The sequence below is a fragment of the Rhodanobacter sp. Col0626 genome, assembly GCF_049994385.1.
In the GTDB taxonomy this organism is placed as follows: Bacteria; Pseudomonadota; Gammaproteobacteria; order Xanthomonadales; family Rhodanobacteraceae; genus Rhodanobacter.
The window spans coordinates 897,786-911,719 of the sequence record NZ_CP188260.1; the positions used below are offsets into that span (position 1 = coordinate 897,786).

General features: G+C 57.5%; 15 protein-coding genes. All 15 read right to left on the reverse strand.

Translation table 11 applies throughout. The features are described from left to right. Window positions 1-68: 68 nt before the first annotated feature. The 15 genes from ACPPVV_RS03690 to ACPPVV_RS03760 all read right to left on the reverse strand — a co-directional run bounded on the left by ACPPVV_RS03690 (window position 69) and on the right by ACPPVV_RS03760 (window position 13,263). A complete protein-coding gene (locus tag ACPPVV_RS03690; RefSeq protein WP_426702128.1) occupies window positions 69-788 on the reverse strand; it encodes a hypothetical protein in 720 nt (239 codons plus the stop codon). Between the two features lie 17 nt (window positions 789-805). Continuing rightward, window positions 806-1,132 carry a hypothetical protein gene (locus ACPPVV_RS03695; RefSeq protein WP_426702129.1) on the reverse strand — a complete coding sequence of 109 codons (327 nt, stop codon included), beginning with the start codon at window positions 1,130-1,132 and terminating at the stop codon, window positions 806-808. A 255-nt stretch (window positions 1,133-1,387) separates the two neighbouring features. Next, the gene (locus ACPPVV_RS03700; RefSeq protein ID WP_426702130.1) at window positions 1,388-1,945 is read right to left on the reverse strand and encodes a DUF4189 domain-containing protein; all 558 of its coding nucleotides are present in this window, start codon (window positions 1,943-1,945) and stop codon (window positions 1,388-1,390) included. Between the two features lie 3 nt (window positions 1,946-1,948). Then, window positions 1,949-2,437 carry a DUF4189 domain-containing protein gene (locus ACPPVV_RS03705; protein ID WP_426702131.1) on the reverse strand — a complete coding sequence of 163 codons (489 nt, stop codon included), beginning with the start codon at window positions 2,435-2,437 and terminating at the stop codon, window positions 1,949-1,951. 2 nt (window positions 2,438-2,439) lie between these two features. After that, complete coding sequence (locus ACPPVV_RS03710) at window positions 2,440-3,561, reverse strand: type IV secretion system protein (RefSeq protein ID WP_426702132.1); 1,122 nt, start codon at window positions 3,559-3,561, stop codon at window positions 2,440-2,442. Between the two features lie 46 nt (window positions 3,562-3,607). Continuing rightward, on the reverse strand, window positions 3,608-4,369 hold the full coding sequence (locus ACPPVV_RS03715; protein ID WP_426702133.1) for a hypothetical protein: 762 nt from the start codon (window positions 4,367-4,369) through the stop codon (window positions 3,608-3,610). Window positions 4,370-4,401: 32 nt separating this feature from the next. Then, entirely contained in the window at window positions 4,402-6,885 is a 2,484-nt protein-coding gene (locus ACPPVV_RS03720; protein ID WP_426702134.1) for a VirB4 family type IV secretion/conjugal transfer ATPase, read from the reverse strand. A gap of 52 nt (window positions 6,886-6,937) precedes the next feature. After that, on the reverse strand, window positions 6,938-7,246 hold the full coding sequence (locus ACPPVV_RS03725; RefSeq protein WP_426702135.1) for a type IV secretion system protein VirB3: 309 nt from the start codon (window positions 7,244-7,246) through the stop codon (window positions 6,938-6,940). Then, window positions 7,239-7,646, reverse strand: a complete 408-nt coding sequence (locus ACPPVV_RS03730; protein ID WP_426702136.1) for a TrbC/VirB2 family protein — start codon at window positions 7,644-7,646, stop codon at window positions 7,239-7,241. The genes ACPPVV_RS03725 and ACPPVV_RS03730 overlap by 8 nt, the downstream gene beginning before the upstream one ends. 208 nt (window positions 7,647-7,854) lie before the next feature. After that, window positions 7,855-8,856, reverse strand: a complete 1,002-nt coding sequence (locus ACPPVV_RS03735; protein WP_426702137.1) for a transglycosylase SLT domain-containing protein — start codon at window positions 8,854-8,856, stop codon at window positions 7,855-7,857. Next, window positions 8,857-9,888, reverse strand: a complete 1,032-nt coding sequence (gene virB11, locus ACPPVV_RS03740; RefSeq protein ID WP_426702138.1) for a P-type DNA transfer ATPase VirB11 — start codon at window positions 9,886-9,888, stop codon at window positions 8,857-8,859. It abuts the gene before it with no gap. Window positions 9,889-9,934: 46 nt separating this feature from the next. After that, window positions 9,935-11,101 (reverse strand): TrbI/VirB10 family protein, encoded by a 1,167-nt coding sequence (locus tag ACPPVV_RS03745; protein ID WP_426702139.1) that lies wholly within the window; start codon window positions 11,099-11,101, stop codon window positions 9,935-9,937. After that, window positions 11,098-11,811: a TrbG/VirB9 family P-type conjugative transfer protein gene (locus ACPPVV_RS03750; protein WP_426702140.1), complete on the reverse strand. Its 714-nt coding sequence runs from the start codon at window positions 11,809-11,811 to the stop codon at window positions 11,098-11,100. The genes ACPPVV_RS03745 and ACPPVV_RS03750 overlap by 4 nt, the downstream gene beginning before the upstream one ends. Window positions 11,812-11,861: 50 nt before the next feature. After that, window positions 11,862-12,734, reverse strand: coding sequence for a virB8 family protein (locus ACPPVV_RS03755; RefSeq protein ID WP_426702141.1), 873 nt, complete (start codon window positions 12,732-12,734; stop codon window positions 11,862-11,864). 46 nt (window positions 12,735-12,780) lie between these two features. After that, window positions 12,781-13,263, reverse strand: coding sequence for a hypothetical protein (locus ACPPVV_RS03760; RefSeq protein ID WP_426703156.1), 483 nt, complete (start codon window positions 13,261-13,263; stop codon window positions 12,781-12,783). Window positions 13,264-13,934 lie beyond the last annotated feature (671 nt).

Sequence of the window (13,934 nt, forward strand, 5' to 3'; positions counted from 1 at the left end):
TGATTAATTTTCCGGGGGCGACTATGCTCCCTGTCTGCAACTGCCTGCCGGCCATGGCAGGCCAATACTCAAGGCAATTCAACCTCTGGTTGTGTGGATGGGTCGAAGTTCGCAAAGGTGATCACGCCGAAGTCCTTCGGTGCCAGATCGATCTGCTTGTGCTTGCCGGTATCCTGATCCGTCACTTCGCGCTTGAGGCCGCTTAACAGCCAGTCGCCGTGCTGCGCTGAATAGGCGAACGTGTACTCGTTCGACCAGTGCTGGCGCGAACCGCCTTCCGTCACCACCGTGAACCCGTTGCTGGTGATCTGCACATAGCTGAAAGGATCGCCCGCGATGCCGCCGCACTGGGCGCAAGGCACGAGTTTGTCGTTCTGCCCCACCTTTTGCAGTTGGCCGTTCGCGTCGCGGATCAGGATCAACACGCTTCGCGCCGGACCTTCGCCCAGTTTCTCGTTACCGGTGGTGGGCGGGTCCAGCACCAGCAGGGCATCGGGTTTGCCGTCACCGTTCAGGTCGCCTACTTTGGATGCGAGGGCTTTGTTGCCGCTGATGGCGAAGATGTGCAGGTCATCCATGGGGGCGTTCCGATTTTTGGCGACAGGCTTGATGGATCTGGCGTAGGGGTTGCTGGAAGTGGCGGCGGATGCTGTTGAGTTCGCGGCGGTACTCGGGCTTGCGACCGTCTTGCCAGCATTCGCGGGCGGGGTCGCGTTGCAGGCGATCGACAGCAGGCACAACGCGAAAAGGCAGCTTGAGCGAGTGATGTTCATGGTGGGCAAAGTCAAGGGATTCTCAGGAGAGGTTAACCGGAAGCTGACATACCGTACTTGGCGATGATCGCGGTCAGGATGGCGGAATTCGGGCCACTACTGCTGGGGCACTGGCCGAGGAAACGCATGCGATTGGCTGCGGTGGCGGGCCAGTCAATGCTCTCTTCGTCGTAGATATACAAGCTGGGGGAAAAGAAGGCCTGGACCGGGGCGATGCAACCGGGACCACCATCTCTGCCCTGGGTTTTGCCGGCCATGCACAAAAAGCTTGGGCAGACGTCTTGGGCGTTAGCAGGGACTGTGCTCAGGCCGGCGACAGCGCCTAGGGCGAGGGTGGTGAACAGAGCGCGCAGTTTCATGACAAATCTCCGATGTATTTGTTGGCTTGTGGCGTAACGGGGGAATGTGAGTCCATGAGGAAAAGGGCGGCTTATTGGATCCGTAACGGCAGGCTGCAAGCGGAGCATTAGACGAGGCATTGACCAGCTGTCGAAGCGGCAGACGTGGCCGTCGGCTCTGCTTGGGCAGACACCGTCAGCTGTCTGACTTGCATCCCAAGCAACCAAAGCAGTGCGCAGTGTGAGAAGACAGCTTTGTGGACGATCTTCATGTAGCTATTTAATCCAACCTGGCCGACTGCAGTCGGAGTAATAAACATGGCAACTGGAGTCGTCGGTCGAGTTGCACTTCTTCATGGCTTTGTCAACGGCTTTATTCAGCGTTTCGGCGGTGGTCGTAATGTGTGCTGCCTGACCAACGACTATCGCTGCACACTTGTTATGGTATGTGACATCGAGTTTGCATTTGGTGCCGCCTTTCGATTGGCAGATCGCTATGGCAATTAGCTGAGCCATTCCTTTGCCTAAAGTATTATTGCTAGCTGTTCCGAGCGCCCCCGTATTTGAATCAGATGCAATGGCTCCCCAATGGTCTGGCGATGTTGGCACTTGCTGCTGACTGTTGCCGATGGGCGCGCATCCTTCCCATCCCTGTCCCTGAATGGGGACGCAATTCACGCCGGGCTGCTCTTGTGCCCACGTGACGCTAGCGAATAGCAGAAGTACAAGCAGCGCTAGCGCCTTCATGGTTATCCTACCGCTGTCGGCGGTTACATCCTGGATGTCGCCGGCCGGTGATGTATCTAGCGAACTGATTTGATCGGTTGCGGGCATGAGTTATTGAATTCGGACAGGGAAGCTGCAAGCGCTGTAGTAAACACTACAGTTAGAGTACCCAGCCTGGGTGCAAGTCAGCATGCCGGCTTGAACAGTCTCATCCAGGGTGGCCTTAGACGTAACGACATATCCGGTTGTGCTTCCGATCAAAGCACCGCACTGATTGCGATATGACGTTTCAAGTTTGCACGTAGAGCCGTGTTTCGACTTGCAGTCCGTAAGGGCCGCTTTTTTGGCCTCACTTTGGCTGGCCATATTATTGGCCACACCAAGACTATTGGTAGGCTCATTAGTGGCAATTGCTCCCCAATGATCAGCCCATATTTGCGGAAGCGGTTGTGGCCGCTGTGGCTGTTGCGTATTGTTGTCGATGGGCGCGCATCCTTGCCATCCCTGTCCTTGAACAGGGACACAATTCACGCCGGGCTGCTGTTGGGCCTGCGCGAAGCCAACGAACGGCAGAAGGACAAGCAGAATTAGTGCTTTCATGGTTATCTCCCTGCCGGCGGCGGATTGGCCAAGCCGCTGGCTTGCTTCATCGTATCGGAAGCAGCCGAATAACTGACCCCGCCTAGGCGAGGATCATTGTGGGAGATGGAAGAGCGCGGACTATTGAAGCCTCCAATGCCCGATTGAGCGCCTGTGTTTGAGTTCGCACTCATGTTCTGCGATGGCCCATGCCCGCCATTACCATATGATCCCGGCGGCTGGCCCTGAGGGCCTGGTCGGGAGCCAGCGCCATTAAAGGCGGAGTAGGCCATGAAGTTGCCCAAGGTACCTTGAAAGAACATGGCCGCCATCGGCGGAGCGGAGATGATCAGCATCGTCATCAGCAGGCCGATGCCGCCTTGTTCCATGGCCTGGGTGGTGAGGCCTTCGCTCTGGCTCTGGGTCAGGGTATTGATCAAGCCAGTGGCCCATATGGCCGCGGCAGCGCGAGCGGTGACATCCAGCACGATGGACGAAATGAAGCTGAGCATGGCCATCGAAAAGAGAGTACCAATGCCATACATCAGCCAGCGTTGGAACAGGCCCTTGGTTTTTTCGAAGATCAGACAGAGGATGAATAACGGACCCAACCCGACGACTAGAGCGATAGCAAGGTTGTACATCAACAGCATGGCGCCCGCGGCCATGGGCGGGCTGGCAGTGCCGAAGATGGCGAAGTCGGCGGCACGGGCCTTGTCCGATGTGGATTGAACATCATTCGCCGGTGCCTGCACCGAATCGATCGCCGCCATGGCCAGCACGGTTTTGGCCAGGTTATTGTTGATGCTCTGCTGGATCGTCTGGCCACTGCCGGTAAACATCTGGTTGAGGCTGGTGGGCAGTTCACTGGTGAACAGATTATGCAGGTTGGAACCGAAGATCGACATGGTGGTAGCGCAGCTGACGATCAACGCAATCCGGGCGCCGTTGACCACAAACGCCATCATCGGCTCGCGCGACTGCCCGGTGATCATGCGGTAGCCCTGGACCATGATCCATATGGTGACCAAGATCAGCGCAACGGCACTCACCACGCTCATCACGTTGCCCATGAGCGTGGAACCGAAGGTATTGATCTTGTCATTCAGGTAGTCGTAGACCAGCACGTAGAACATGAGATTCATAAGTGTGTTCCTAAAATTTTGTTCTACTTGCTGTATATGAATGAGCTTAGTTGCCGATGCTGAACGCGGCTTTCAGTGCAACTGCCTGTGTTGCTTCACCCAAGAGGTCCGGATGGGCGCCAAAGGCTGCCTTAGACAATTGTGATTGCTGGGCTTCCAACGTTTTGATGATGGCATCGTCGGCCTTCATCTGGCTGTCCCAATTGGCCATTTGCGTGGTGAGTGCGTTGTTGTAGTTGGCGGCCTGATTGTTCGCGCGGCCAGAATCCGCGAAGGTGCTTATCGAATTTCCCACTGCTTCCACCTTGCTGTACATGGTGCTATAGGTGTTGAGCTGGTTAAGCATGTCCACCGTCTTGTTGTATTTGTCGACTTGGGTCGTGATGAGCTTCGCGCAGATTTGCATTTGGCTCTGGGCGATCGGCTGGGTGGGACTGATGGATGATGCGAGGTCATTCATCAGGCTGCCAACCAGGCTTGTTCCGGAAGCGCCGGCGCAATTCATCTGGATCAGGGAGTCGGCGTCGGCGTGCTGCATCGTGTTTGGCAACAGCGACATCCCGGTGGTCAGGCCCTGGATTTGCGACATCAGCTGTTTCAATTGAGCTACCGCGTTTGCATACTGTGCGCCTTTCTGGAACACGGCCATTGCTGCGTTTGTTTTTTGATTGATAGTGTCGGCGACCAGTACCCCCGTTTGAGCATGGACACTGCCGCTGGCAATGCTGGTGCCAGCAAGGGCGAGGACAAGCGCCGCTTGCCGCGTCGCGCGAGGAAAGGAGATGGAACAGATTGATGGACGTTGCATGGCGCATCCCTCTGGCTGAAGTTGATGTGGTGTTAGTTTGTCGCCGAACGGGTCGGTCTATTTGATTGGGGTGGCTGGGTGGGACGGGATTTTCCGCTACCCTTGCGGTTTTCATAGAAGTCGTTGAGCCATTGCTCCGGGCGCAATTCGTCGGTGGTCACACCTTCTACCGCTGCACGATCTCGCAGCACGTCGTGCATGATCTCGATGTTGTCAGTGGAAGCTGATATGACGGCCAGCGCGTCGTCCATGCCGCGAAGATTGAGCTGACACACGGCGCTGGCATGGCCTTGCTTGACCAGGAAGCAACGCGACCGTTCGTCCAGGCTCACCACTACCTGGTATTCCGCGTCGGTGAGTTTGAGGCCGCCGACGTAGTCCTCGCGGCTCGCGTTGGGATTGGGCAGCAGAATCATCGTGGCTGTCTGCTCGATAAGCGCGGCAGCAATATCGCTGGCCAGAGCGTCCTCCGGACTCTGTGTGGCGAAGATGCCCAAGCCGTTTTGTTTACGAATGGTTTTCTGCTTGTTCTTGGCGAACTCCTTGAGTCCGCCCTTGCCATCGAGAATCTTCCAGAATTCATCCATCACGTAGATCAGCGGACGGCCATCGATCAGCGCCTCCAGCTTGTGCAGCAGATAGTTGATGACCGGCACGCGCGCTTCGGGATTATCGATCAGCTCGGTGTAGTCGAAGCCGATGATGTTGGCTTTTTCTAGATCGATGGTGTCGACGGGGTTGTCAAAGACCCAGCCCAGCGAATTGCCGGCGGTCCACTTGCGCATGCGGATGAAGAGTCCGTCGTCGCCCATGTTGGGCAGGCTCTTCTGGAAATTTGTCATGGTGCGCAAGTGCATTGGCGTGTCGAGCATGTTCTCGACTGCACGGAAGATGTCTTCTTCCTCGCGCGAACTGTAGATGCTTTTACCCACCATGACTTTGACCAGTTCGGCCAAAAACTGGGCGTTGGCTTCGGTGCGCTCGCACTGGAATGGGTTGAAGCCGGTGGGCTTGCCGTTTTCCAGCGCGAGGTAGTTGCCGCCGCAGGCGCGTACGAAGATCTCTGCGCCGCGATCCTTGTCGAAGAAGAAAATGGTGGGCGAAGGCTTGAGCTTCTGCACCTGGCTGAGCAGAAAGTTGATAAGCGCGGTTTTGCCGGTACCGGATTTGCCAATCACCATGGTGTTGGCGATGGCTTTTTCGCCCAGCGAATTCTCCGCAGGGTGGGTGGCATGGAAGTTGAAGTGGTACGCCTGACCGTTGGTGGTTTGCAGGGTGGTGACGCAGTCGCCCCAGGGATTGTTTTCTTTCTTGCCGGTGGCGAAGTTGTGCAACGGTGACAGGCCCAGAAAGTTGAGCGAACTGATGTTGGCCAACCGGGTGCGATATTTCCAGTTGCCTGGAAACTGGGCGTAGAAGGCGGCGGTGACGGCCAGATCTTCCTTGACCGAGACGAAGCCGGCGTTGGAAAGCTCTGCCCGGGTAGTCGCGATCTGCTGGGAAAGTGCCTCCTGGCTGGGGGCGTAAATGGCCATGGAGAAGTGGTATTCACCCAGTACGAAATTGCCCGACGCGAGTTGGTCCATCGCGTGATCAAGTTCTGCGATCTGACTAAAAGCCTTGTCGCCGGAGGAGATCATCATGCCCTTGGTACGATCGAGCGCCTTCAATGCGTCGTGGCGACCCATGGGACTGAAGGAGTGGGTGATGACGTATTCGAAATCCAGGTACTTCAAGCCATTCAGGATGCCGGGATAGGTGCCATCGGTGTATTCCTTGATGTTGAGCATGGCACCAAAGTGATTTTTACCCTCGGGTGTGGTGATTACGAAGTCACCTGTCTTGGCCGAGAAGCGCTGTTTACTTACCGCCAGATAGTTGTAGACGGGCGTATTGAGCACCGGTACCGGCTCGTCGATGCGATTGAGCAAGTAGCCATAAAGCTCTAGCGCTTCGGAGAACACGACGCCGTTGCTGGCCTCGTACATGCCCAAACGATACGGTGCGTAATCTTTGAGCACGGCTTCCACGTTGCCGGCAAGCTCCAGCGTAGTGTTCACTGCGTCCAATTGCTGGGATTCCAGTCGTCCGACGTCGCTGGATTTTTCTGCGAAGCGTTTCCCGCCGACGATGGGGCGATACATCATCGTGAGATATAGCTCGTTTTGCATCAGCTTCTGGGCGGAGAGAGCATCGTAATAGGTGTCCGACATCTGCTGGTTGAAGCTGTGATCAAAGTGGCTGTGGTCTTTCAAACGGCGGCGTCGGCGCACGTCGTGCACCCAGAACGCCACGTTGACGAAGTCCGGTGCCCGCAGTGTTTGCAGCAGACGGTTGAAGGTGTTGTGGCGGTGATCGATCTCCCACTCCTCGCGCCCCACGAAAGGCAGTCCACCGAGACGCCATGCCAGCAGAAAATCCCCGCCGGTGGTCTTCAGCACGGTGGGTGATACATGCGTGGACAGCGGCAGGAATTCGGCGATGGAGGTGTCGGGTCTAAAGTTGGGTTTAGCCATGATTCGGGTCCGAAGTGATGCCCTGATCTTGCAATCAGGGCATCGGGGAAAACTACGATTTGTCTTGGCCCTGGCCGCGATGGTTGTTTGGGGTGAAAACCCACATGCCGTCGTTATCGCCCAGGTTTCTTACCCGCGTACGGAACTGCAGGCGCAGGCCCAACAACCGAAAGATCATCTCGTCGCGGCGTGCCATCTGCCGCATGATGAAGATCACCACCGGCAGCAGCAGGAGGTAGAGGAAGTTGGTGTACACCGCCAGCAGAAAGCACCCTCCCGCACCCATGAAGAAGGGTATGTACGGCACACCCATAAACATTGGCGGGCGGGTGCAGCCGCGAAATAGCGGGTTTTTATGCATAGAAGTTAAGTGCGTGAGTAATCAGGTTAGCGGTGCATTGGGTGGCGCCGGATGCGGTAGTGCTGTCGGCGAGAAACAGTTTTGCGATCTGCCCTGCAGCACCGATCAGAATGGCGCCGATCATGACGGGAGCCACGTCGCTGATTCGCTTGTGCGCAAAAGCGATCTGGTATCCGGAAAAGATCACCGCGATCGTGACAACAATGATCGAAATGGCATTGAGGATTTTGTTAATACTGCTGGCGAAGCCGCAAACCGTCGATGTTGCGTCAGGCGTGCCTTGCGCCATGGCCAAACTAGGGAGCACTAACGTAATGAAAGCCATGATGCACATGATCATGAAAAGCCGCGTGCGCTGAGAGTGCAGAATGCTTTCGTTGCCGAGCGAGTGGATAGCCATCTGATTTTCCTTGTCGATAGTTAAAGCAGTACGCCAGACGGGTGGCGACAGCCGGTTCAGGTTCGACCGCGTTGGGCGGCGTCGGTGCGAGCTACGTTATGTCCCGAGTTACCCCGCGACGCTGGGCGGCCATGAGGCCAAGATGGCGTGTACCGAGGTGCGCGCCGGATAGAAATAAAAAAACGGCAGGTTGGGCAGTGCCCTGGTTTCAAAAGACAAAAGCGGCATCGCGCTGCTCCTGGCGAAGGTCGGCTTGATCGGCGCCTGCATTGGAGGATATTTTCCGGGTCACGGTCGGGGTCGATTCAGCGGATGTAGAAGCACCGGCGACGTCATTGGGGCCCCGAACTTTAGGAACAAACACGGCATCGTTCGACGAGTTTTCGCCAGTTGCAGCGGGGGAGTGGTCGATGGCAGCCAAGGTCGACGCTGACAAGGCGTCTACCCGTCCTGGCGCTGCCAGCGTGGTTTGATTGGTGTTCGCGTCGATGGAGCTGCTTGGCGGCAGCCCCAAGAGAGCGGGTGCCTGCGCGGACGGGGGATGGCTGATCGCCGCGACAATCGCGGGTACCGTAGCTGTCGCGGCCGCGTCGATCGCCATGCTGCGCAGGGCAACGCGGTAGTTGGCGCCACCTGGGGCGTAGACGGTGACGGGCTTGAGGTCGGCTGCAAGCGTTGGTATTTGGGCCGTTGTTGGCGCCGCTGGTTGCGAGCGCAGCGCAATGGCCTCTGAGGCAGGTGCCGAAGCAGCCATCATCTTTCTTGGCTCGTTGGCCTCGCGGTTAATCGAGGCGTAAACCTTCTGCACATAGCCGTCGCGGAAGCCGGTGCTGAAGTTGCCGGAGTAGTAGCAGCTGAAGGCCTTGCCCCAGTCGCCGTGTGCGCTGGCATAGCAGTCAGCCAGAATATGCGCGCCAGCAGACAGGTTGGCGCAAGCGCTGAACGCCTTCTGATACGAGTCGAGTCCGTAACGACCGAGGTTGGCCCGATTAACCTGAGCCAGACCCACTGAAAAATTGTAGCCCTTGGTATCGAGCATCTGAACCGTGGCCAGCGCTTCGGGAAGATTTTTTGGCTGACGCTCCAATTGGCCACCGACGACGCCGATGGCGTAGGGATTGGCGCTGGATTCGACATGCACGATATGCTGCATCACCTCGGGGGAGACGGCGAGATTAGGGCAAGCCAGCATTTCCATTCCGGGCAACATTCAATGCTCCTCGTGGCCGCGCTGGGGGTTGAAATCGATGCCGGTGATGCAGCGCCGTCCGCCGTGTGCCTTGATGTGCACCACGATGTCGATGGTCATCATCAACAGGCGCTTGATGATGTTGAACTCCAGCCCGGCACCCTCGGCGGAGGCTTTGACCATCAGTGCGAGCTGGTCCCAGGTCTGTTCGGTACTGCCGGAGTGACAACTGGTGATGGAGCCGGGATGGCCGGAGGCGCAGTTGCGGATGAAGTAGAACGATTCGTCGCCGCGCAACTCAGCCAGGATGATGCGGTCGGGCTTCATACGCAGGCAGGCTTCCATGCAGCTTTTGGCGGTGACGTTGCTGGTGCTCTGGCCGCCCTTGGAATAGAGGAGATGTACCACGTTGGGCTGCTCGATAAACAACTCGCGCGCGTCCTCGATGGTAACCAGCCGCTCGTCGGCAGGGATGTGGTTGACCAGGGATTTCATGAAGGTGGTCTTGCCGCTGCCGGTGGCGCCGGAAACCACGATATTTTTCTTGCCGAGCACCGCCTGACGGAAGAACTCGGCGTAGCTTCGCGCCGCGCGCAGCTCCAGAAGCTGACTGTCCAGATCGCTGAGGCCGTGGCTGATCTCCACGATCTCGTCGAAGAAGCCGTCGCTTTCGTACTGCTCCAGCGTCTTGAGCTGTTTGGACGGCAGCCGGATGGTGATCGAGACGAAGCCTGCTTCGCAGGCTGGTGGAATCACGAATTGGGCGCGCTGTCCGGTGGGAAAGGTCAGTGACACCACCGGATCCACGTCCGTAATGCGTTGGCCGGTATTGCTTTCGTTGATCACGGCAGTGCAGAACTGTCGCGCCCGCTCGTAGGTAAGCGAAGGCACCTCCACCCGCTGCCAGCCACCGCGACTTTCCAGGTACAGCTCGCCGGGACGGTTGATGCAGATCTCGGTGACCTCGGGAGAGGCCATGTATTCGCGCACGCCCAGTACCTCGTACTGGTAGTCGAGAAAGTCATTCGAGATGTGGGTGGTGACGTCTTCCATCGCTATGTCATTTGGTTCTTTGGCTATTCGGGTTGAGGCTAGCGTGTCAGGAGCGAGCAACCACGCCGCTGAAGTCCACGTCCTTGGTCACGTAGACGTAGATAACGGTGCCCTGGTTTATGGTGACCGTCGGCGGGCGATTCGCGGCTTCACGAACGGCCTGATCGGCCAGGTTCTGGATGGTTTGAGCGGTGTTGCTTTCGAATGGGGTTTGGGTCACGACACCGTTACTTATGGTGGTGCTGCGAGGCCCGTGCTCGGCCGCTTCGTATTTGAAGGCATCGCTGAGCAAACTGATTAACAATGCCGAGCCGATACGCTTGCCCCAGTGGGCATCGTAGTAACCGGGCACACCTGCACCGCCGAGGTTGTCAATGCCAGGGCTGGACATGTTCACGTCGATACCGGTGGGTGTAATGATGCGATCCCATATCACCGCTTCTCGATCGCCGGTAGGGCCGCCGCTATAGCTGCCCAGCAGCTTGGAGCCCTTTGGAAGCAGCAAGGTATGGCCGTTGAAGGAGTACACCGGCTCGGTGACCAGGCAGGTGCTGAAACCGGGGATATCCGAAATAATGCGCGTTTCCAGAACACAGCGTATGTAGGTTCCGCGCTGCATCAGAGTGTCCGGATGGGTCAGTGGCTCAGCGCTGGTGGGCTTGGAATCAGCGTCGCCCGGTAGTTTTTTCCCGGGTAGTTGCTGCGCAGCCAGTGGATTGGACGACTCGCCATCGCTAGTGTCGGCGCTACTGGCAGTGATCCGGCGCTGCAGCAGGGTGGGGCCGCTTGGTGCGGGATCCTGCTTGTTCGACGGGGACTCAGGCATCAATGGAATAGGTTGGGGCGCTGGCTGCGGCGGTGGCGTAGGAGGCAACTGTGGCACGGCAAGAGATGTCGGCGCCTCGGCCACCGTCACCTTTTCCTCGCGCGGTTTGGACTGATCGCTCTTCTTGCCTGCGCCGCTGATCAGCCAAAAAGCCAGGAACAGCAGCAGCAATACGACGGCACCCAACAGGAGCAGCGCCCGACGATTCATCTGACGCAGCTCATTGCTACGCAGCTCAGGCGCGCCAGCATCCAGATCAGGTTCGGCACTCCGTTGGTATTGGTTAGCATAGGGATTGCCTGGCGCCGCCTCGTTCCGGTCACGAGAGGCGGCCTGCGCCTGCTCGTTGCCAACGCGATCGTCTTCGGGATACTGGGGGGTATTCACTTTTTAGTATTCCTGCGCAGGCCGACGACATCATTGCCGTGGCGGATGACCAGATAGCTATAGGTGCCGTGAACGACGATGGTGTTGCCTTCCACGGTGGTATTCACCAGCGAGTCTTCGCCGTGCTCGTGCTCGCGCATGTAAACGGCGGGAAAATCGCCGGTCGGGAATGCCTTCAGATCGCTCATCTTGATATACGTAAAACGGCCATCGTCGTAGACGTTGGCGGGAATCAGCCATGGCGCCGCTTTGCTCTTGGTGGCGTAGTCGTAGTCAAAGTTGTAACTGCGGTCAGATCGCAGGGTGCTGTCCTGTGCAGCCGCCTGCAGCTGCTTTTTCTTTTCGTTGGCGAAGCTGGTATCGGCTGGATAGGTGAAGGCGATCTTGTACTGCACACCGTCGTGGCGGGCCTGCGCCAACGTCTTCCAGTCAGTTGCCACTACCTTGAGTTCGAAGATGTAGGAGTGCGTTGCAGTGCGCACCATCATGTTGGTGTCCACATCAACATTCTTGGGCTTCAGGTAGAACACGTTTTCACGGCGGGTAAGATCCCATCCACCGCTGAAACCGGTACTGTAATCGAGCACTTTTTCGTTGGGGCTGAGCTCGATCTGTGTGGTGATACCCAAGCCCGTGTTTACTGGATAGATACTGTCAGGCTTGAACTGGTAGCGTGTCAGTACCTGCGCCGATGCTATGGAGGGTGCCATGGCAGAGACAATGCACAGAGTCAATCCTAGGCACCAGAGACTTGATCGTTTCATTGGCGAGCCGCTCCCGTGGCGGAATCGGTAGACGTTGTCGGAGCCGAGGTCGCTGCGGCGGTGGTCACCGGGCTTGCAGGAGCGGCGAATGTCGGCGCGGCGGCCTGCGGAGCGACGGGCGGCCCCGGGATTTCCGCTGGTGGCGCGGTGGCGTAGTCGTCGTCTACCCGGTAACTCGTTACCCAGAATCCCAGCGGATTCTCGATCCGATTCTGGTCGTCCATCTCCAGATTCTCCTTGTAGGTAAACTCGATCGTGGCGATCTTGTTGTCCAATGGCAGGGTGGTGCCATTTGATTTGTTGAAAAGACTGCGCTGGAAACGCACTGTAGCGCCGCGAGGTGTCACGCCAGGGCCACCGCCAATCAGCTGAATGCTGAGTAGCTTGACGCGGATAGACCTATCCTTGCCGTACTGTTTGACCCAGCCGTCTGGATTGTTCGAGACGAACATTGCCGTGTATTCCGCCTTGACCGCAGGGGAAGCCATGGTCTGCACGGTTTTCCAATCACGCAGGTTCACCAGTGCCCAGTCGTAAGACTCTCTGGCCAGCATGAAGTGAGCGACGTTGCTGCGGTTCACCGCCTCTCGGGTGGTTATGCCGCGCATGGCGAAATCGCCATCCAGACTGGCAACGGTGGCTGTGCCGGTATAGGCATCCGCCATGATCAGGTACGGCACTTTTTGCTTGAGCGGCAGCATGTAGTAGTAGCCGCCGGCCAGAATCAACGCCATGCCGATGGCGGTGAAGGCAACCCACCATGCTCGCCGCTCGCTGCGTTTGGCGATGTCTGCGATGGTCAGCTCGAAGTTGACGGACCTGGATACCGCTTCGTCGACTTTGCGGCTGGATGATTTTCGATTGACCATCAGAGAGCGCTCGCCTTGCTGATCTGCAGCTTGATAACTTCCTTGTTCATTGGGTGCCTGCCGGCTTGGCGGGAGTTGATACGGACGCTGACGCTGCGGGAGCGCTCTTCTCATCAGCGGTGCTGCTAACAGTGTTGGCTGGTCGAACCAGGATCTTTCGGTCGGTGGCAGAGACGTACACGCCTTGCGCGGCGTAGATGGTGGTCAGTTGCTGGGCCGCTGCATCCAGGTCGGTTGTGCGAATGCTCGAGACCGGCGTGTACAGAGTCACGTCGAAAGGAAGCTGATATGACAACTCACGCCCGGAGTCGCCTGCCCAGCGGGTAAGCATCGTCTTGAGCGTTTCATCCATGGGGGCCGCGTAGAACGTATAAGCGGCCGTCAACGGTATTTCGGTGGGTTGCTCTCGAAAGTGGTTCACCGGCTTCCAGCTGCCACCGAAGTTTTTGGCTGCCGGGGTTCCGCATCCTGCCAAAGCGATGGTCGCGATGATCAGGCTGCCTTTAAAGGTGCGATTCCAGAACTTCATTTCCACGTTTTGTCCGCATCGAGTAGTTGAATTGTCATCATGAGCCACGAGTTTTTGCGTTGGTCTCATCCCCGAACGCATGTGAATGCTTGCACCAGGGAATGTGTGACTGATCCGCAGTCGCCAGGGATCAGGTTCCTCGTCGCATCAGATAATTTTCAGGTACGCCAAAGGCACCGTCGTTACAGGCAGTGTTTGGTGAGTGGAGCGATTTGCCTTGAGAGCAACGAGGCGCAAGGAAATCGGAGCGCAACGAAATCGACCCAAGACATCGGCCGTGATCTTTTGTTACGCCGTGATGGCGTTGCGGAATACAAACTTCCGCACGTAAGTCGTTCGATTCCATTCGTCTAGCCCCTGTACCAGGACGCACGGCGGCGTCCCCTAAATTTGATTCATCATCGACTGCAACCCGACGAAAGCTGCACATGGATCTGCGTGTCGAGCTTGGCGGCTTTTCGCGCTGCCGCAATACCCCAGCGTATGGTCGATTAAATTCTTTCACGCATTTGGCGGCTGTTTTGCCAATTGCGTCTCAAAAATTCGAACAACACAAATATAGGACAAGCGCATGCGTGAAGGCTGTAGGCGCTTTCTTACGAGCGGCTGTTGAAGCGCGCCGTGGAAGTGTAGTCCCGCGCCCACATGGCGCATGTCTGGACGATGCGGCG

Excerpts from the sequence above, each read along its gene's own strand:
- virB11 (WP_426702138.1), bottom strand. The coding sequence starts at position 9,888 with ATGGAAGACGTCACCACCCACATCTCGAATGACTTTCTCGACTACCAG.
- ACPPVV_RS03750 (WP_426702140.1), bottom strand. The coding sequence starts at position 11,811 with ATGGCACCCTCCATAGCATCGGCGCAGGTACTGACACGCTACCAGTTC.
- ACPPVV_RS03730 (WP_426702136.1), bottom strand. The coding sequence starts at position 7,646 with ATGGCTATCCACTCGCTCGGCAACGAAAGCATTCTGCACTCTCAGCGC.
- ACPPVV_RS03710 (WP_426702132.1), bottom strand. The coding sequence starts at position 3,561 with ATGAATCTCATGTTCTACGTGCTGGTCTACGACTACCTGAATGACAAG.
- ACPPVV_RS03715 (WP_426702133.1), bottom strand. The coding sequence starts at position 4,369 with ATGCAACGTCCATCAATCTGTTCCATCTCCTTTCCTCGCGCGACGCGG.
- ACPPVV_RS03695 (WP_426702129.1), bottom strand. The coding sequence starts at position 1,132 with ATGAAACTGCGCGCTCTGTTCACCACCCTCGCCCTAGGCGCTGTCGCC.
- ACPPVV_RS03755 (WP_426702141.1), bottom strand. The coding sequence starts at position 12,734 with ATGGTCAATCGAAAATCATCCAGCCGCAAAGTCGACGAAGCGGTATCC.
- ACPPVV_RS03700 (WP_426702130.1), bottom strand. The coding sequence starts at position 1,945 with ATGCCCGCAACCGATCAAATCAGTTCGCTAGATACATCACCGGCCGGC.
- ACPPVV_RS03725 (WP_426702135.1), bottom strand. The coding sequence starts at position 7,246 with ATGCATAAAAACCCGCTATTTCGCGGCTGCACCCGCCCGCCAATGTTT.
- ACPPVV_RS03760 (WP_426703156.1), bottom strand. The coding sequence starts at position 13,263 with ATGAAGTTCTGGAATCGCACCTTTAAAGGCAGCCTGATCATCGCGACC.
- ACPPVV_RS03720 (WP_426702134.1), bottom strand. The coding sequence starts at position 6,885 with ATGGCTAAACCCAACTTTAGACCCGACACCTCCATCGCCGAATTCCTG.
- ACPPVV_RS03735 (WP_426702137.1), bottom strand. The coding sequence starts at position 8,856 with ATGTTGCCCGGAATGGAAATGCTGGCTTGCCCTAATCTCGCCGTCTCC.
- ACPPVV_RS03705 (WP_426702131.1), bottom strand. The coding sequence starts at position 2,437 with ATGAAAGCACTAATTCTGCTTGTCCTTCTGCCGTTCGTTGGCTTCGCG.